19 protein-coding genes are annotated in these 17105 nt (G+C 61.6%); 11 read left to right on the forward strand and 8 right to left on the reverse strand.

All coding sequences use genetic code 11. The features are described 5' to 3' along the window. Window positions 1-53 precede the first annotated feature (53 nt). The 3 genes from AC1DYF_RS32130 (at window position 54) to AC1DYF_RS32140 (ending at window position 4242) form a co-directional block, all read left to right on the forward strand. Window positions 54-251, forward strand: coding sequence for an LPS translocon maturation chaperone LptM (locus AC1DYF_RS32130; RefSeq protein WP_477881863.1), 198 nt, complete (start codon window positions 54-56; stop codon window positions 249-251). A 12-nt stretch (window positions 252-263) separates the two neighbouring features. Beyond that, complete coding sequence (gene lysA / locus AC1DYF_RS32135; RefSeq protein WP_477881865.1) at window positions 264-1532, forward strand: diaminopimelate decarboxylase; 1269 nt, start codon at window positions 264-266, stop codon at window positions 1530-1532. 169 nt (window positions 1533-1701) lie between these two features. Further along, a complete protein-coding gene (locus AC1DYF_RS32140; protein ID WP_477881867.1) occupies window positions 1702-4242 on the forward strand; it encodes a TIGR02302 family protein in 2541 nt (846 codons plus the stop codon). A 409-nt stretch (window positions 4243-4651) separates the two neighbouring features. Here AC1DYF_RS32140 and AC1DYF_RS32145 read toward each other — a convergent pair whose 3' ends face one another. Then, window positions 4652-5665, reverse strand: coding sequence for a DUF2125 domain-containing protein (locus AC1DYF_RS32145; RefSeq protein WP_477881868.1), 1014 nt, complete (start codon window positions 5663-5665; stop codon window positions 4652-4654). A gap of 43 nt (window positions 5666-5708) precedes the next feature. Between AC1DYF_RS32145 and AC1DYF_RS32150 the strand changes: the two genes are divergently transcribed. Then, entirely contained in the window at window positions 5709-6254 is a 546-nt protein-coding gene (locus tag AC1DYF_RS32150) for a gamma-glutamylcyclotransferase (RefSeq protein ID WP_477881897.1), read from the forward strand. Here AC1DYF_RS32150 and AC1DYF_RS32155 read toward each other — a convergent pair. Beyond that, on the reverse strand, window positions 6239-7033 hold the full coding sequence (locus tag AC1DYF_RS32155) for a lysophospholipid acyltransferase family protein (RefSeq protein WP_477881870.1): 795 nt from the start codon (window positions 7031-7033) through the stop codon (window positions 6239-6241). The two genes, AC1DYF_RS32150 and AC1DYF_RS32155, sit on opposite strands and share 16 nt — an antisense overlap. 201 nt (window positions 7034-7234) lie before the next feature. Here AC1DYF_RS32155 and AC1DYF_RS32160 point away from each other — a divergent pair, with 201 nt between their 5' ends. Genes AC1DYF_RS32160 through AC1DYF_RS32175 form a run of 4 tightly spaced genes read left to right on the forward strand, consistent with a single transcriptional unit; the run spans window position 7235 to window position 8720 of the window. After that, window positions 7235-7558, forward strand: a complete 324-nt coding sequence (locus AC1DYF_RS32160) for an ArsR/SmtB family transcription factor (RefSeq protein WP_477881872.1) — start codon at window positions 7235-7237, stop codon at window positions 7556-7558. After that, entirely contained in the window at window positions 7555-7986 is a 432-nt protein-coding gene (locus tag AC1DYF_RS32165) for an SRPBCC family protein (RefSeq protein ID WP_477881874.1), read from the forward strand. The genes AC1DYF_RS32160 and AC1DYF_RS32165 overlap by 4 nt, the downstream gene beginning before the upstream one ends. A gap of 39 nt (window positions 7987-8025) precedes the next feature. After that, window positions 8026-8241, forward strand: a complete 216-nt coding sequence (locus tag AC1DYF_RS32170; RefSeq protein WP_477881875.1) for a hypothetical protein — start codon at window positions 8026-8028, stop codon at window positions 8239-8241. Between the two features lie 11 nt (window positions 8242-8252). Then, a complete protein-coding gene (locus tag AC1DYF_RS32175) occupies window positions 8253-8720 on the forward strand; it encodes a DUF1801 domain-containing protein (protein WP_477881877.1) in 468 nt (155 codons plus the stop codon). A 46-nt stretch (window positions 8721-8766) separates the two neighbouring features. Here the strand turns inward: AC1DYF_RS32175 and AC1DYF_RS32180 are convergent, their stop codons facing one another. The 4 genes from AC1DYF_RS32180 to ftsE all read right to left on the reverse strand — a co-directional run bounded on the left by AC1DYF_RS32180 (window position 8767) and on the right by ftsE (window position 12420). After that, window positions 8767-9744 carry a zinc-binding dehydrogenase gene (locus AC1DYF_RS32180; protein ID WP_477881878.1) on the reverse strand — a complete coding sequence of 326 codons (978 nt, stop codon included), beginning with the start codon at window positions 9742-9744 and terminating at the stop codon, window positions 8767-8769. Window positions 9745-10044: 300 nt separating this feature from the next. Further along, window positions 10045-10704 (reverse strand): YdcF family protein, encoded by a 660-nt coding sequence (locus tag AC1DYF_RS32185; protein ID WP_477881879.1) that lies wholly within the window; start codon window positions 10702-10704, stop codon window positions 10045-10047. 62 nt (window positions 10705-10766) lie between these two features. Next, window positions 10767-11768, reverse strand: coding sequence for a cell division protein FtsX (locus tag AC1DYF_RS32190; protein ID WP_477881881.1), 1002 nt, complete (start codon window positions 11766-11768; stop codon window positions 10767-10769). Next, window positions 11761-12420 (reverse strand): cell division ATP-binding protein FtsE, encoded by a 660-nt coding sequence (ftsE, locus tag AC1DYF_RS32195; RefSeq protein ID WP_477881883.1) that lies wholly within the window; start codon window positions 12418-12420, stop codon window positions 11761-11763. The genes AC1DYF_RS32190 and ftsE overlap by 8 nt, the downstream gene beginning before the upstream one ends. A gap of 137 nt (window positions 12421-12557) precedes the next feature. On the opposite strand from ftsE, the gene AC1DYF_RS32200 reads away from it, so the two are divergent. From AC1DYF_RS32200 to AC1DYF_RS32210, 3 genes are all read left to right on the forward strand, one after another. Beyond that, a complete protein-coding gene (locus tag AC1DYF_RS32200; protein WP_477881884.1) occupies window positions 12558-13211 on the forward strand; it encodes a hypothetical protein in 654 nt (217 codons plus the stop codon). Window positions 13212-13257: 46 nt separating this feature from the next. Beyond that, window positions 13258-13800, forward strand: a complete 543-nt coding sequence (gene hpt, locus AC1DYF_RS32205) for a hypoxanthine phosphoribosyltransferase (protein ID WP_477881886.1) — start codon at window positions 13258-13260, stop codon at window positions 13798-13800. Between the two features lie 111 nt (window positions 13801-13911). After that, window positions 13912-14274, forward strand: a complete 363-nt coding sequence (locus AC1DYF_RS32210; protein WP_477881888.1) for a response regulator — start codon at window positions 13912-13914, stop codon at window positions 14272-14274. Between the two features lie 9 nt (window positions 14275-14283). Here the strand turns inward: AC1DYF_RS32210 and AC1DYF_RS32215 are convergent, their stop codons facing one another. Then, complete coding sequence (locus tag AC1DYF_RS32215; protein ID WP_477881890.1) at window positions 14284-15951, reverse strand: AMP-binding protein; 1668 nt, start codon at window positions 15949-15951, stop codon at window positions 14284-14286. A 344-nt stretch (window positions 15952-16295) separates the two neighbouring features. Continuing rightward, window positions 16296-16889, reverse strand: coding sequence for a hypothetical protein (locus tag AC1DYF_RS32220; RefSeq protein ID WP_477881892.1), 594 nt, complete (start codon window positions 16887-16889; stop codon window positions 16296-16298). Between the last annotated feature and the right edge of the window lie 216 nt (window positions 16890-17105).

Raw genomic sequence — 17105 nt, forward strand, 5'->3', positions numbered from 1 at the left:
GCACAAGACTTCCGAGATTCGCTAAGAACATCCGACAATTGTTCGAGGACGACATGCCGATCACGCTCCGATCCCTCACTCTGACGCTCGCCGTGCTCGCCGGAATGGGGCTTGCCCTTTCCGGCTGCGGCCGCAAGCCCGAGTTTTATGCGCCGGGGCACGCGCCGGTGAAAAACGGTGACCTCGAGGGACGCGCCAAACAAAAAGCCAAAATCCCCGAGCGTCCCTTCCTTCTCGATCCTCTTCTCTGACGGACCATTGCCGTGAATCATTTCGACTATAAGGACGGCGTGCTCTGCGCCGAAAACGTGCCCGTGCCGGAAATCGCTGCCGCGGTCGGCACGCCCTTCTATCTCTATTCCACCGCGACGCTGGAGCGGCATGTCCGCGTGTTCCAGGAAGCCTTTGCGGATGTGGATTCGCTCGTCTGCTATGCGATGAAAGCCAATTCCAACCAGGCGGTGCTGAAGACGATCGGCCGCGCCGGCGCCGGCATCGACGTGGTGTCGGAAGGCGAGTTGCGCCGGGCGCTGGCGGCGGGCATTCCAGCGGACAGGATCATGTTTTCGGGCGTCGGCAAGAAGCCGCGCGAGATGGATTTTGCGCTCGACGCCGGCATCTATTGCTTCAATGTCGAGAGCGAGCCGGAACTCGACGTGCTCAACGAGCGGGCGCTTGCCAAGGGAAAGAAGGCGCCGGTCTCCTTCCGCATCAACCCGGATGTCGATGCCAAGACCCATGCCAAGATCTCGACGGGCAAGAAGGAAAACAAGTTCGGCATCTCTTACAAGCGCGCCCGCGATATCTATGCCCGCGCCGCGACGCTGCCGGGCATCGCCGTCAACGGCATCGACATGCATATCGGCAGCCAGATCACCGAGCTGCAGCCCTTCGACGACGCTTTCCGGCTGTTGCGCGAACTGGTCGAGACACTCAGGGCCGATGGTCACCATATCGAACATGTCGATATCGGTGGCGGGCTCGGCATCCCCTACAAGCTCGACAACGATCCGCCGCCGAACCCGGATGCCTATTCCAAAGTGGTCAAGAACCAGCTGCGCGGGCTCAATTGCAAGATCGTCACCGAGCCGGGCCGCCTCATCGTCGGCAATGCCGGCATCCTGGTGACCGAAGTCATCTATGTGAAAGAGACCGAGGACCGGACTTTCGTCGTTGTCGATGCGGCGATGAACGATCTCATCCGCCCGACGCTCTATGAAGCCTGGCACGAGATTTCGCCGGTGGCTGTCCCCGCTGCGAACAGCCCGCGCATCCGGGCGGATGTCGTCGGCCCGGTTTGCGAGACTGGTGACTATCTGGCGCTCGACCGCGAAATGGCGCGGCCGAAGCCGGGCGACCTTCTGTCGGTCGGCTCGGCCGGTGCTTATGGTGCGGTGCAGGCGGGCATGTACAATTCGCGGCCTTTGGTGCCGGAAGTCCTGGTCAAGGATAACCAGTTCCACGTCATCCGAGCCCGGCCGACCTATGACGAGATGATCGGCGCCGATGATCTTCCGGACTGGCTGGAATAAACGCGGCTAAAGCCATTGTGATCGGTTTCTGCGACCGTTTGCCTCGCCTTTGCCCAAAACAATGCTATGCTTTGTGCTTCGAGATGAACAACGAAGGCAGAGGATGATCGAGAGCGGCCAAAGCGAGCCAAGTCCCGGATTTGTCGGTTTGACGCGGCGGATCGCCGGCATGCGTGCAGTAGCTTTCTCGGTGATGGCGGCCGAGCGATTGCTGGTGGCGGCCCTGCCGGTGCTCGGTGTCGCCGGTCTGTTCCTGATCGTCAGCTGGTTCGGGCTCTGGCGTTTCCTGCCTGATCTGCTGAAGATCGCTGCCACTCTCCTGTTTCTCCTGGCCTTCGTCGTTGCGCTCTACAGGTTCCGCGGCTTTCAATGGCCTGCCCGCTCGGCGGTCGATCGCCGGCTGGAGGAGAGAAGCGGGCTTCAACATCAGGCAATCAGCGTCCAGACGGAAATGCCTGCCGGCGACGACCCCTATGCGCAAGCCCTGTGGAAGGCACACCAGGCGCGCATGGCCGAGCGGATCAAGGCGATCGACAGCGGTCCGCCATCGCCTGACATCGCCCGCCACGATCCCTATGCGCTCCGCGCCGCCGTGGTGCTGCTCCTGGTCGTCGGCTGGAGTTTCTCCTGGTCGAACTATGGCGGCCGGGTTGCCGATGCCTTCGATTATTCCGGACCAAAGGTGGCCGCGGCGAACACGCGCGTGGATGCCTGGGTGACTCCACCCGCCTATACCAGTGTCGCGCCGATCTATCTTTCGGGTTCCCAGGTCAGGGCGCCCGACGAGCTGATCCGGGTGCCGCAATTTTCCGAACTGACGGTGCGGATCAGCGGCGACGGGGCCGGCGATGCGGTGACTTTCACTTTGCCCGACAGCGACAAGGCCGTCGTGCTACAGCCGGAAAAGGCCGACAAGACGGCGAAGGCCGATGCCGCCGAAACCGCAACGCCCGCGACCAGCGCCAGCTATAAGCTGAAGCTTGTCCGTGACGGCAAGATTTCGGTGGGCAATACCGAATATGCCTTCACCATCACGCCCGATCATAACCCCGAAATCGTCTTCTCCAAGGAGCCGGGCCGGGCCGTCAACGGTGCCCTGGACGTGGCGTTCGAGGCCAAGGATGACTATGGCGTCACCGAGGCGCGCGCCGAGATCGTGCCGGTGGAGCAGGATCCGAAAGCGGCGCCGCTTTTCGATCCGCCAGCCTTTCCGCTCGACCTGCCGGGCGGCAATCCGAAAGACCTCAAGGGAACATCGAGCCGCGATCTGACGGAAAACCCGCTTTCCGGCAAGAAGGTCAGGATCACGCTTGTCGCCAAGGATGCCGCAGGGCTCGAAGGCCGCAGCGAAACCAAGGAGATCGTGCTGCCGGCGCGCTTCTTCGCCGAGCCGCTCGCCGGCTCGATCGCCGAGCAGCGGCAGGTGTTCAGCCTGGATATCCGCCAGATTCCGCGGGCGCTGGAACTGAACGATGCGGCCGGCTTCCGGGCCGACGAGACGATCCCGAATGTCAGTTACTACCTGCTTCTGCAATCGGTGGGCGATCGGCTGCGGCTGGCGCGGAGCGTCCAGGACCTGACCGATGCCTCGGCCTATTTCTGGGATGTCGCCCGCTATATCGAGGATGGCGACCTATCCTCGGCAGAGAAGCGGTTGAGGAATGCCCAGGACAAGCTTTCCGAAGCGCTGAAACGCGGCGCCTCCGACAAGGAGATCGAAAAGCTGATGAGCGAGCTCAAGCAGGCGATGAAGGATTATCTCGCCGAGCTGGCCAAGCGCATGCAGGATGGCGATCCGAGCCAGCTGTCGATGCAGGCGCAGCGGATGATGCGTGCCCAGGATTTCGACAATATGATGAACCAGCTGGAAAACCTGGCGCGTTCCGGCGCCCGAGACCAGGCCCAGCAATTGCTGTCGGAAATGCAGCGCATGCTCAACAACATGCAGACGGCACGGCGCAGCAATCAGCAGCAGCAAAACAATCCGATGCGCGACCAGATCGACAAGCTTGGCCAGCTGATGCAAAAGCAGGAAAAGCTGATGGAGGACACGCACCGGACGCAGCAGGAGCTGCTCGACCGGATGCAGCGCGGCGACCAAAGCGACCAGGACCAGCAAGGGCTGAACGACGAGCCGCTGACCGAGCAGCAGCCCGGTGACCAGGCGCAGAAGAATCCCGGCAAGCAGTCTCCCGAAGACAAGATGACCACGGAAGAGCTGCGCAAGGCGCTCAAGGACATGCAGGCGCGGCAGAAGGACCTTGAAAAGGACCTCGACGGTCTCGGCAAGAAGCTGAAGGAACTCGGCTTGAAACCAACGCCCGGCTTCGGTGATGCCGGCAAGGAGATGAAGAATTCCGACGAGGCGCTTGGCAAGCCGGATGGCCAGCGCTCCGCCGATGCCCAGGGGCGCGCGCTCGAAGCATTGCGCAAGGGTGCCGGCGAACTGATGCAGCAGCTGAGCCAGAACGGCCGGCAGGGTCAGCAAATGATGCCGATGCCGGGCAATGAACAGACCGACGGCAACGACCCGCTCGGCCGCCGCTCCGGCCAGCTCGGCGCCGATGTCGACGACCAAGTCAAGGTGCCCGACCAGATCGACGTGCAGCGCGCCCGCGAGATTCTCGACGCCATCCGCCGCAAGCTTGGCGACGGGCCGGCGAGCATTATCGAGAAGGAATATCTCGAAAGGCTGCTGGATCTGCAGTGACCCCGATAGGTTGCTGCAGCGCTGGACTATCAAACGCGACGCGTCGACAATTTGCTGGCGTCTTGGCGAGAGGCAAAGCAGACCATTCGCCGGTCCACACGGCTCTTGTCTTCCTTACTCCCATCTGTCCGCCTGCTTGCATTCCAGAGCTAGGCAACGGTTCGGCTGGGGGCGGCCTTGATTGAAGGCGGGGTTTCAAGTTTTGTTTTTGTTTGGTTTTGTTTTCCGTCTCGTTTTCCGTCTCAGTCTGTGTCTCCGTCTCTGTATGTCGACACCCGTCCGACACCGGTGTCAGACGGGTGTCTGAGGGCTACGCCATTTGTCGCTGCTCACCCCCGTGGGCGCGACGCCATTTCGCGTCCGGATGTCGTGCTCAACCTGCTAGCTCAGATCAAAGGAGAGGCACGCCTCAGATCCGCGGCAGTTTGCCGAGCGGTATGAAGCTGAGCGAAATATCGCCCCGTTCGACCTTGAGATTGACCGTCACCGTATCGCCGCCCTTGGCAAGCCCCTTGAGCAGGGCCGCGACGGCGCCGATCGTGTCCTGCGCGTCCGGAAAGAGGGCGCGCAGTTTCTGGTCCCAGAGGTCGATCTTCTCGAATCTGGTGCGGAAGGTGCCGTTGATATAGCCCTTCTCGTCGACGGTGAACGGCCCCGACAATTCGCCGTAGAGCCCGTCCGGCGTGGCGATCTTGAAGGCGCGGATCTCGCCCTTCATCGGATTGCGGATCGGCTTGCCCTGCAGTGCTGCGGCCTTGCCGTAGACGGTCAGATCCGCGCTGGTCGACAGTTTCGGCACGATGGCGGTGCCATCCTTGTCCAGCCATTCGAAATCGTTGGCGATGACCGCGAGATCGAGATCGCCGTTGTTCTGCCGCGTATGGAATTCGCCCTCCTTCACTTTGAGGTCGAATGGACCGACGAAAGCAGGGGAATCGATCTTCAGCGAAGGCAGATCGCCTTGCAGCGACAGCTCCTGCAGCCCGGAAAGGCCGGCATGCAGCGATGAGCCGAGCTTCTTCCAGCTGGCCGTCACGGTGGTTCCGTCTTCCAGCGTCGCGGTCGCCGGGCCGGCAAGCTCGACATTGACGAAGCCGGGATTGTAGACGCGTGCCATGGCCTGGACCGGGCCGGCCTTGACTTCGGCGCCGCTGATGGGATCGGTGACGCCGGTCTGTTCGCAGGTGAAGCCGATGCCGAAACGGAAGAGATAGAGCGCGCCGCCGGTGGAGAGGTTGGCGCAGGTGAAGCTCACCTTGCCCGGGCTTTCGCGATTGACGAATTGTCCGAGAAAATCCTGGAATTTGCTTGCAACATAGAACCAGCCGGCGGAATAAAGGGCGACGGCGATCACCACCGCTATGCCGAGCCGCCGGATTTTTCGTCCGGCCGGTGAAGATGCGGCGCTCGCCTCTGCTGTCATTCAATGCTCCCAGACTGCCCGGATTCAGATGTCGCCCTTGCCAATGCCTGCCGATATGGACGAATTTTGGGTATTTGGCTACGGTTCGCTGATGTGGAACCCGGGCTTTGCCTTCGAGGAGCGGCATCTTGCCGTGCTCAGGGGCTATCACCGTGCGCTCTGCATCCATTCCTGGGTGCATCGCGGCACCGAGCTCGATCCCGGCCTGGTCCTGGGGCTCGATCGCGGCGGCGCCTGCAGGGGCGCGGCCTATCGCGTGCATCCTGATAATCGCGCTGAGGTCGTCGCCTATCTGCGTGAGCGTGAACTGGTGACAAACGTTTATCTCGAACGTTTCCTGCCGATCCGCATCGCCGATGGCCGGCGGGCAACGGCGATCACCTACATCGTCGACCGCGACCACCAGCAATATGCGCCGGCCCTGACCATCGACGACGCGGCGCGTATCGCCGCCAATGCGGTCGGCAAATCAGGACGCAACATCGACTATGTGCTCAACACGGTCGAGCATCTGCGTTCGCTCGGCATCCGTGATGCCTGGATGGAAGAGGTCGGCGAGAAACTGCGCCTCTATCAGGCGCTCGGCTGAGACCCCTTCAATTCAGCAAGCCGTTTCTTCGTGATCTCCGTCAGCGGCACCTGCGGATTGGYGGCGACCGTTTCGACCAGCAGCCTGTCGCTTTCGCGCTCGGTATAATCGGCCAGGTGCAGGAAGAATTCGCGCGCGTTCATGCCGGGCTGGATGGGCGGCAGGATGCGGATGACGATATGGCCGGCGCGGCGCAGGAAGCTCTTGCGCGGCCAGAACAGACCGGCATGCTGAATGACGGGCACGACCGGGACATTGAGGTCGGTGTAGAGCTTGGCGATGCCGTATTTGTAGTCCGGCTTGTCGCCAGGCACTTTGCGCGTGCCTTCGGGATAGATGATCAACTGGCGGCTCTCCGCCATCGCCTCGTTGGCTTGTTCGATCATCTTCGGGATGGCGCGCGCCTTGGCGGAACGGTCGATGGCGATCATCCGCTGCTTGGCCAGGTACCAGCCGAAGAGTGGAATCCAGATCAGCTCGCGCTTGAGGATGAAGACGGGATCGTCGAAGGTCGGCACGATTGCGAACGTGTCCCAGAAGGACTGATGTTTTGCCGAGATGATGCAGCCGCCCTTGGGCAGGTTTTCGAGCCCTTGGATCTCGTAGCTGATGCCGGCGATCTTGTCGGCCATGAACAGATTGCCGCGGCACCAGAACTTGGCGATGTGATAGGCGATCTTGCGCGGCAGGAGGAAATAGAACGGCGTGAAGATGATCATCTGCACGATGAAGGCCAGGTAGAAGGTGACCTGGAAGAGGGCGGAACGCAAATAGACCATGCGGCAGGATTCCGAAAGCGGCGCAAGCGACAGCGCCTTCCTTAACCGATGAAGACAGCAAGCGAAAGACGGAACTCTCGTCTTCTGCAGTCGGCCGGAGGCAGGCTTGCCGATGGCAATCGGGCGGCGACATTTCCGCTTGACGAATTCATAGCTCGTCGGTTATGGATTAACTCATAGCCAACGGGTTATGAATTCGAGATGGAAAATATCCAGGACATGCTGTTCAAGACCCTCGCCGATCCCACGCGGCGGGCGATTTTCGAGCGCCTGTGTCGCGAAGGCGAGCAGACGGTCGCGGCGCTGACGGCGCGGGCCGGCGTGTCGCAGCCGGCGGTCTCCAAACATCTCGGGGTGCTGAAACAGGCCGGCCTAGTGCGTGACCGCCATGAAGGGCGGCAGACGCATTACAGCGCCGAGCGTGCGGCACTCGCCCCGCTGGTCGATTGGACCAAGCAGATGACCGGGTTCTGGGAAGACCGTTTCGACGACCTTGAAGACCTGTTGAAAAGGATGGATCAATGAACGCAGTACCGCCTGAAGTGCTCACCGCCGTCGTCGAGCGCGACATCCCGCATCCGCCGGAGAAAATCTGGCGGGCGCTGACCCAACCGCATCTGATCGAGGAATGGCTGATGAAGAACGATTTCCAGCCCATGGTCGGCCATCGCTTCAATCTTCGTGGCGAATGGGGCGGCGTGCTCGATTGCGAGGTGCTGACCGTCGAGCCGAACCGGAAGCTCGCCTATACCTGGAACTACGAACATGAGGATGCGGCCTATGACCTCAAAAGCGTGGTGACGTTGACGCTGACGCCAACCAGCACCGGCACGCATCTGCGCATGGAACAGGCGGGCTTCCGCCCGGGCCAGAAGCAGGCCTATGGCGGCGCCAAGGCCGGATGGCAGCAATTCCTGGAAAAACTGGAGCAGGTGGCGGGCCGCGCGGACTGACATTCGGCGGCGCCATTATTATTCCTGAAGGAGAGATCAATGAACTGGAATGCCTCTATCCGGCAACTGCATCGCTGGCTGTCGATCATCTTCACGCTGACGGTGATCGCCAATTTCGTCGCCATGGCTTTGGTCGGCCAGCCGCCGGCCTGGATCGTCTATTCCCCGCTTCCGCCGCTTTTCCTGCTCTTGTTCAGCGGTCTATATATGTTCGCGCTGCCCTATACCGCCAAATGGCGAAGCAGGAGCGCCTGAGGAGGCCAGCGATGTCCGGCGAGACGCCTGACAAGGCAAAGAAAGCGAAAACGGCATCGGCCAAACAGGCCGGTGCACAGCCGAAATTGCTTTCCGGTGGCAATCCGGAGATCGCCAAGGGCGAGGGTGATGGGCCGGTGCAGGCCTATATCGCTGCGATGCCTGGCTGGAAGCACGATATCGGCTTGCGCCTCGACGCACTGATCGAGCGGGCCGTTCCCGATGTGAAGAAGGCGATCAAGTGGAATACGCCCTTCTATGGCCTTGAAGGCCAGGGCTGGTTCCTTGGATTTCATTGCCTGGCGAAATACGTGAAGGTCGCCTTTTTCCGCGGCACGTCGCTCGATCCCGTGCCGCCGGGCACGTCCAAGCAGAAGGAGGTGCGCTATCTCGATATCCGTGAGGGCGATGCGATCGACGAAGCGCTGCTGACGGCGTGGATTGAGCAGGCGAGCCGGTTGCCTGGAGAGAAGCTTTGAGCGGAGGCGTCGTTCGGCGGCACGGCTGAACAAGCCGCGACAAAACTCACCCCCGCACCAAAATCTTCCCCGCACGCCCCGATGCCGCACCCGCCTCGGCTGCCTTGGCAATATCCGCAAGGTCGAAGATGCCGCCGACCTGCAGCGTCACCCTGCCTTCGGCCACCAGCCGCACGAGTTCGCCGATCCAGCGGCCGATCTCTTCGCGCGGCGTGGTCTTGATGATCTTGGCGAGCCAAAAACCCTTGACCACGGCCTGCTTGAAGATGAGATCGCCGGCGGAGATTTCCAGCGGTTGGCCGGACATACCGCCGAAGGAGACGAGTGTCGCACCTTCGCCCGCAAGCGCCATGAGTTCGCCCGCAGCCTTGCCACCGACGCCGTCGATCGCAAAGCTGATGGACGACGTGCCGACGATTTTGCCCACCTCGTCCTGCCRGCCGGCTGCGTCGGTCGAGACGACATTGCCGATGCCAAGGTCATGGAGTTCCGAGATACTTTCCTCGCGGCGGACGAGGTTCACCACATGGATGCCGCGCGTCTTCGCAATCATCGACAGCACCTTGGCGACCGCGCCGGTGGCGGCGTTCTGGATCACCCATTGGCCGGGCTTCGCGGCGAGGAATTCGAGTAGTACCAGGGCACTCAGCGGCATGGCGAGCAGTTGTGCGGCCGTTTCGTCGGATATTGCATCGGGCAAGGGAACGGCGGAAGCGGCGGGTGCGCAAAAATATTCGGCCCAGGCGCCGCGCACGCCGCTGACGGCGACGCGCTGTCCCGGCTTGAGGCCTTGGACGCCGTCGCCCAGCGCGTCGACCGTCCCCGTTGCCTCACTGCCGCCGATGGCCGGCAGGTCCGGCTTGTAGCCATAGGTGCCGGCGACGGTCAGGAGATCGTGATTGTGGATCGCTGCGAGCGTCATCCGGATCCGGACCTCGCCGGGGCCGGGCTGCGGCACGGGGCTTTCGGCGAGGGTCAGGACTTCGGACGGCGTGCCAAAACTTTTATGGATGGCGCTACGCATGGTGACTCCTTCGGGACCGACTGTCGATGAGCGCGGGTGCTATACCCGAACGTCTCGCCGGTCTAGCAATTTCCCTTGCCGCTCCTATCCGCGGAGGCAACGAGCGGCAAGGATGCGTATGCATGACAGATAAGATATGACCGACGCGAGTAATGATCTGGTTCTGATGGTGCGCTCCGGACGGCCCGATGACCTCAAGGTGCTGTTCGAAAAATGCCCGCGCAATCTCCCCCCTTGAGGCGGAGATGCCCGCCCTTCGACAAAAGCTCAGGAGGGCAGAGGGGGGCACCGCGATCCCCGCTAAATGCTGACCCCCGTCCAGCCGCGGCTTTCGACCAGCAGATATTTCACATATTCCGACGCCAGCGTCTTGATCAGCATCGGATTGTCGCTGATGTCGGAGAGCGACAGTTCGCGCTCGACCGGATAGGGGATGAATTCCGACGTACTGTCGGCGCGGCGGATTTCGGCGAGGCTGCGCGGCATGTGATAATTGTTGGTGACCAGGATTATGGTCTTGTAGTGATGACCCTTGATCCAATGCGCGGTCTCCGTCGCATTGCCGGCCGTGTCGAGTGCGTCGCGGCCAATGTCGACGCAGCATTCGAACAGACCCGCCGAGCTGCGCGTCAGGACCCGAATATGTTTTGCCGTGGTTGCCGGGTTCACGCCGGAAATCAGCAGCCGCTGGCCAGCATGGCTTTGGAGCAACTGCACGGCGAGATCGATGCGCTGGTAGCCACCGGTCAGCACGACGATGGCATCGGCCTTCGGAGCAACTGGCGGCCGGATCGAGGCGACTTGCGCATAGAAGATGAGGAACCCGCCGGCAAAGGCGACGATTGCGGCAAGAATGGCGAAACCGATGATGCGCAGGAAATAGCGCACAACCCGGACGATGCGGCTGCGGCTGAAATTCCGCCCCGTCGTCATCCGTTCGCCGACATCTGCCTCGTTCATCAACATCCCAAACATGCTACCAAAACTTTTGGGCTGGAAAGGGGCGTTCCGCCCTTACAGCATTATCCCTGATATTGGTCGAGCCGCCCCGGATCGGACCGGATATGGTCGATCTCGTCAATCGTACGCATCACGGTGAACCGTGCCGTCAAAGTCGTCAATGCCGCGATCACCAGCATGGTCAGGAAAATGCCGGCATAGCCGGTCCAGTCGATGCTGAACGAGCCGAACAGTGCTGCTGCCTGGTCGCTTTCCGGCGTGGCCAGGCTGCGCGTCTGCCACCAGCCGGCGGCGCCGAAGCACAGCGCGGCCAGCAAAGCTCCCGTCAGCGATCCCTTGAGCGAGATCATCAGGAAATGTTTTTGGAATTCCTGCGCCACGAAGGACGATTCGGCGCCGACGAAATGCAGCACTTCGACAATGTGCCGATTGCCGGCGAGCGCGCCGCGCGTGGCAAAGATCACCGTCAGCACCATGGCGAAGAAGACCAGGCCCAGAACGGCCGAGCCGATGATCACGGTGGTGCGCGCCATCGACACCAGCCGGTCGACCCAGGTGCGGTGGTCGTCGAGATAGGCCTGCGGGATGCGTTTCTTGAGTTCGGCGCGCATGGCGTTGAAATCGGGCGGATTCTGGTCGTCGATGGTGATGATCACCAATCGCGGCACCGGCAGTTCGTCGATATCGAGGCCGGCGCCGAGCCAGGGCTCCAGAAGCCGCGCCGTCGCCTCCTTGTCCATGATCGTGCCGGTCTTGGTGCCGACGAAGTTGAGTGCGAGCGCACGGGCATCGATCAGCGTCTTTTCCATGTCGATCTTGTCGTCGGGCTTCACCTGGATGGTGATTTCACGCGAGATCTGGCTCTGCCACGACGCTGCCGTGGTGCGGATCATGCTGACGGCGCCGATCGTCAGGCAGGCCAGGAACGACATGATGATCACCACGGCAAGCAAAGCGCGGCCCTGCACGCTCTGCTGCGGCACGATCGAGGCGGTGCGGCGAAGCGCCATTTCGCGGCGCGGCGCGGTCTTTTCCTTGGGAGCGGCAGGGCTCGTGTCAGTCATGGAGGTCGAGCCGTCCCGAGGTGAGGATCATGCGGCGGGCTTCGACCTGGTCCATCAGCGCCAGGTCGTGGGTGGCGATCACCACTGCGGTGCCGAACCGGTTGAGCTCGCCAAAAAGCTTCAGGATGCGGCGGGCCATATGCGGATCGACATTGCCTGTCGGCTCGTCGGCGAGCAGCAGTTCCGGCTGGTCGATCAGCGCGCGGGCAATCGCCGCACGCTGTTTCTCACCGCCGGAGAGCACCGGCGGCAGTACATTGATGCGGTCGCCAAGGCCGACCCATTTGAGAAGCTCCAGTACATCGCTGCGATAGGTCGACTCTTCCTTGCCGCGTACCCTGAGCGGCAGGGCGACATTCTCATAGGTCGTGAGGTGATCGAGCAGCCTGAAATCCTGGAAGACGATGCCGATCCGGCGCCGGAGCATCGGCAATTCGGATTGCGGAATGGTGGAAATTTCGCGGCCGAAGACCTTGATCAGGCCGCGCGTCGGCTTGAGCGACATGAACAGCAGCCTGAGCATGCTGGTCTTGCCGGCGCCAGACGGGCCGGTGAGGAACTGGAAGGATTTTTTCGGGATGTCGAAGGTCAGGTCACGCAGAATTTCCGGCCCCATGCCGTAACGCAGGCCAACATTTTCGAAATGAATCAATGTTTTGTCCTGCCTTCAGGGATTCCTGGAAATTGCGCTGATTTGCGAAGCATTAACCATATCAGTTTACTTTCGGTAAAGACCAACATCAATGGCCGTACCGGATAGCCTTCCGCATGCGGCGGGGAAGTGCGCCAATGCAGACCCATAAGAGAACCGCGACCCGGACGATCGAACCGCAGGATTTTCTGCTGCCCGACCCCGCCCAGCGGCGCCGGCCGACAAGCCCGGTCCGCGCGACCCAGATCGAAGATGCGGTCTTCGAAGTCGTCGCTATTCGTTCCCGGCCGCAGGCACGCGTCAACGACAATCCGCCGCCAAGACAGCCGGTTCGCGAGACCAGCGTGTTGCCGATCCTGGCCCAAATGGGCGGCCGGCTTGCGGCTGTTGTCGAGAAGCGGCTGGCCGGGCTTTCGCCCCAGGCTTTCGTGACACTGCTGACCTCGGCTGTTCTGGCTGTATTCTGGCTCTGCGGCGGATTTTCGGCGCTTGGCGCCTCTTCCGCCGATGCCTCCGAAGCCCCTTTCTCGCTCGTCAACACCTCGATCGATACGGTCGATGCCAATGGCATGAAGGTGGCGATGGTCACCGGTGCTGTCCGCAACACGTCCGGCAGGATCATCGATGCGCCGCGGCTTGCCATCGTCGCTGGCAGTCATGGCGACATCATCGGCACCATCGTGCTGCCGGTCGACCGGATCGGCCCCGGTGTCACCATTCCCTTCGGCAGCCGCTTCCGGCTCGCCGGTGGAAAATCCAGCGATCTTTCAATAATTCCCGAGCGTCTCTAGACGTCTTATGTTAGGGGACCGATTTTTAACGGATCGGAGTTCCCTCATGCATGTCATTCGCGGCAAGACCATAGAGCCGCTGTTCACCGCCGAGGTGATCGACCGGCGCAACAAGGAGCTCGCAGCCCAGATCGCCGCCGGCCCGGTCAAGGACCTGCTGGTGATCTCTATTCTCAAGGGCTCGTTCATCTTCGCTGCCGACCTGATCCGCGCGCTGCATCATGTTGGGCTGGCGCCGGAAGTGGAATTCATCACGCTGTCCAGCTACGGCATCGGTACGACGTCGAAGGGCGTAAAAATCGTCAAGGACATAGACAGCGAAGTGAAGGATCGCGACATCCTGCTGATCGACGATATCCTCGAATCCGGCAGGACGCTTACCTTCGCCAAGGACCTGATGTTCGAGCGCGGTGCGCGCCATGTTTCGATCGCCGTCCTGCTCGACAAGACCGGCAAGCGCCAGACCGATCTGAATGCTGATTATGTCGGCTTCGAGTGCCCGGACCACTTCGTCGTCGGCTACGGAATGGACGTTGCCTATGCCTTCCGCGAGCTGCCTTTCGTCGGCGTGGTCACCGGCGACGCGTAAAGGATTGGGCAAGCATAAAGCCATTTACGGCCTCCGTTAACGCGGCCGTTTACCATTCCCAAAGAGCCGATGGTGTTCACTCGACCCAGACGTTAAAACGGGGTTAAGAAAATGGCACGCATTCTCATCACGGAAGACGAGGACTCGCTCCGCAGTTTTGTGGCGCGCGCACTCAGAATGGATGGCCATGACACGGTGGAATGTGCCGACGGCGCCGAGGGCCTCGAAGCGCTTCAGGGCGGCAATTTCGACCTGCTTCTTTCCGATATCCGCATGCCCGTCATGGATGGCATCGAACTGGCGCACAAGGCTTCGGCCAGCAATCCCCACCTGAAAATCCTGCTGATGACCGGCTATGCCGAGCAGCGCGAGCGCGCCGACGATCTGATGGAGAAGATCGTCGACGTGGTCAGCAAGCCATTCACGTTGCCGGACATCCGCACGGCGGTCGCGAGAGCGCTGAAGGCCGCATAGCGAGACAGTCTATCGCTGCGCCGCCCGCCTCGGCGCAGCACTTGCAGCATCGGCAATCGCCTTTTCCCTGAGCAGCCGGCGAATGACCTTGCCGGTCGTGGTCAGCGGCAGGGCGTCGATGAATTCCACCTCACGCGGATATTCATGCATGGAGAGGCGCTGCTTGACCCAATCTGCGATTTCGTCGGCCAGCTTCGCCGACGGCGCGACGCCGGGTTTGAGCACGACATAGGCCTTGACGATCTCTGTCCGCATCGGGTCGGGCTTGCCGATGGCGGCAGCGAGCTGCACGGCGGGATGCGACAGCAGGCAATCCTCGATCTCGGACGGGCCGATGCGGTAGCCGGACGAGGTGATGACGTCGTCGTCCCGGCCGAAGAACTCGACATAGCCGTCGCGATCCATGACGCCCTGGTCGCCGGTCAGCATCCAGTCGCCGATGAATTTCTTCGCCGTCGCCTCCGGATTGCTCCAATATTCCAGGAACATCACCGGATCCGGGCGCTTGACGGCGATCTGGCCGGCCGTGCCGCGCGGCAGTTCGCGGCCCTTGTCGTCGATGATCGCCACGGTATGACCAGCGGTGACGCGGCCGATGGCGCCGGCGCGGGTAACGCCGAGCGAGGCCATCGAGCCGAGGACGATATTGCACTCGGTCTGGCCGTAGAATTCGTTGACGGTGATGCGGAGCGTGCGTTTCGCCCATTCATAGGTCTCGCGGCCGAGCGATTCGCCGGCGGAGCCGATGGCGCGCAGTTTCAGCGCATATTTCTCCAGCGGCCGGTCGATGGCCGTCATCAGCCGGAGCGCGGTCGGCGGGATGAAGGCATTGGTGACGCCCATTTCGGCCATGATGCGATAGGCAAGGTCTGGATCGAATTTCTGCGCCGGCGAGCAGACGGCCGGAACACCCAGCATCAGGCCGGGCAGCAGGCAATTGAGCAGGCCACCCGCCCAGGCCCAGTCGGACGGCGTCCAGAACTTGTCCCCCGGCTGCGGCATGAATTCCTGCGCCATCTGCACGCCCGGCACATGGCCGGCGAGCACGCGATGCGCATGCAGCGCGCCCTTGGGCGGTCCGGTCGTGCCCGAGGTGTAGATCATCAGCGCCGGATCATCCTTGGAACTGTCGGCGACCGCGAAGAGCGGCGGATGGGCATCGCAGAGCGCGTCGAACGGCAGCGTATCGGCACGAATGGCGCCGCCCGTGAGGATGATCTGGCGCAGGCCGGTCAATTGCTTGCGGATCGGGTCGAGCTTGGCATAGCCGAAGTCATTGGTGATCACGGCTGCGGCACCGGAATCCCTGAGACGGTATTCCAGGGCATCGGCGCCGAAGAGCAGCGCCAGCGGCAGCGCGATGCCGCCGAGCTTATAAATGGCGACATGGGCGATGACCGTCTCGAAACTCTGCGGCAGCAGGATCGCCACGCGCTCGCCAGGCTTGACGCCGAGCGAGACAAGGCCATTGGCAAGCTGATTGGACCGGTCGCGCAGCTGGCCATAGGTCAGGTCGCGATGAGCGCCGTCCGGGCTGAAATGCTGCAACGCCAGACGATCCGGCTCTCGCTCCGCCCAATCGTCTGCAACGRCCCGGCCTATATTGAATTTCTTGGGAATTTCCCAGTGGAAATCGGCAATCAGCGCGTCATAACTATCGCATTTCGGCAGAAACATTCCGAGAAACCTCGCACTTTCCGCAATGCAATAGCATTTTTTCGCGGTGCGGGGAATAGTTTAGCTGGCTCGGTTGTTGCGAGGCTGGAGGGCTGATGTCAGCGATTGGTACGGACTCTTCGAGGCTTTTCCGGCTGCGCCGAAAAAGTGCTCAGGGTGAGGGGAGTGTGTGGCGGTGTGGGTGCCCCAATCTCCCTTTGCTGCGCGTGTGCTTGTGGCACTGCGAGCGCCCCACACTCCCTCACCCTGAGGCGCCCCAAGACGCGAAGCGGAATGGGCCTCGAAGGGTCCTGTCCCATACAGAGGGACTATTGGATGAATCGTTGTTGATGCGCGTGCACCCATCACGGCGCAACATCGTAAGACACCGTCTCCATCTTCGGCGTGCACATTCCTGAACGCAGGGCATTCTCATCGCGGACATGCTTCTGCACGAACACCGTGTTGCCCTTCACCCAGGCCTTCTCCACACAGAAGACAGACGAAAGAGAGACCTGCGTCAGGATTTTCACCTTTGTGGGGTCCGGTTCGAAAAGATCGCTTTTGATTGTCTGTTCGGTGATCGTGTAGGCGGCCATTTCGTTATTGGCGGGCAGTTCGAGGATGAACATGCCGTTGTCCGTCTTGCCGACGACCCGATAGCTGAACGTGCTCGACTGGATCTCGGAATCTTCCACGCCCTTGATCACGGTCGAGACCAGATCGCCGTCGACCTTGATCGGGTTGAAGGGGAAGGCCCAGTTGCTGTCCTGGCAATAGTCGAGAATGATCGACTTGATGATGATGTCCGTGTCGCTGAGCCAGGGGTGAATATGTTCGAGGCAGACGGGGTTCACCGGTTCGCCCTTGACCGTGAACCCGAAGAATTTCTCCTCGGCCTGGCCGTGAAGTGTGGATGCTGCCAGAAACAGCGCTGCAATCAGCATAGAACGGATCATCGTGCCCTCTGTATTGTCTCTGATAGGACGGATCGGCGGGAGCAAATATTTTCGGGTTGCTGGACGGCATGCGCTTCCGCGACTAGTACCTCTGCACAGAGATTATGACTCTTTGGCGATTGGGTTTGGGTATGCTTTGGCAAGTTTGGCGCGGGCTTGCTCGGTTGAGAACATCCATTTGATGCGGGCTCCACTTTGATTGCGTCGGTGTTCCCA

Source organism: Rhizobium sp. P2_G9 (genome assembly GCF_056403475.1).

What these genes read in the sequence shown, in the direction of transcription:
- AC1DYF_RS32130 (WP_477881863.1), top strand. Translation starts at nt 54, where the DNA reads ATGCCGATCACGCTCCGATCCCTCACTCTGACGCTCGCCGTGCTCGCC.
- AC1DYF_RS32140 (WP_477881867.1), top strand. Translation starts at nt 1,702, where the DNA reads ATGCGTGCAGTAGCTTTCTCGGTGATGGCGGCCGAGCGATTGCTGGTG.
- AC1DYF_RS32145 (WP_477881868.1), bottom strand. Translation starts at nt 5,665, where the DNA reads ATGACAGCAGAGGCGAGCGCCGCATCTTCACCGGCCGGACGAAAAATC.
- AC1DYF_RS32150 (WP_477881897.1), top strand. Translation starts at nt 5,709, where the DNA reads ATGCCTGCCGATATGGACGAATTTTGGGTATTTGGCTACGGTTCGCTG.
- AC1DYF_RS32160 (WP_477881872.1), top strand. Translation starts at nt 7,235, where the DNA reads ATGGAAAATATCCAGGACATGCTGTTCAAGACCCTCGCCGATCCCACG.
- AC1DYF_RS32165 (WP_477881874.1), top strand. Translation starts at nt 7,555, where the DNA reads ATGAACGCAGTACCGCCTGAAGTGCTCACCGCCGTCGTCGAGCGCGAC.
- AC1DYF_RS32170 (WP_477881875.1), top strand. Translation starts at nt 8,026, where the DNA reads ATGAACTGGAATGCCTCTATCCGGCAACTGCATCGCTGGCTGTCGATC.
- AC1DYF_RS32175 (WP_477881877.1), top strand. Translation starts at nt 8,253, where the DNA reads ATGTCCGGCGAGACGCCTGACAAGGCAAAGAAAGCGAAAACGGCATCG.
- AC1DYF_RS32185 (WP_477881879.1), bottom strand. Translation starts at nt 10,704, where the DNA reads ATGAACGAGGCAGATGTCGGCGAACGGATGACGACGGGGCGGAATTTC.
- AC1DYF_RS32190 (WP_477881881.1), bottom strand. Translation starts at nt 11,768, where the DNA reads ATGACTGACACGAGCCCTGCCGCTCCCAAGGAAAAGACCGCGCCGCGC.
- AC1DYF_RS32200 (WP_477881884.1), top strand. Translation starts at nt 12,558, where the DNA reads ATGCAGACCCATAAGAGAACCGCGACCCGGACGATCGAACCGCAGGAT.
- hpt (WP_477881886.1), top strand. Translation starts at nt 13,258, where the DNA reads ATGCATGTCATTCGCGGCAAGACCATAGAGCCGCTGTTCACCGCCGAG.
- AC1DYF_RS32210 (WP_477881888.1), top strand. Translation starts at nt 13,912, where the DNA reads ATGGCACGCATTCTCATCACGGAAGACGAGGACTCGCTCCGCAGTTTT.
- AC1DYF_RS32220 (WP_477881892.1), bottom strand. Translation starts at nt 16,889, where the DNA reads ATGATCCGTTCTATGCTGATTGCAGCGCTGTTTCTGGCAGCATCCACA.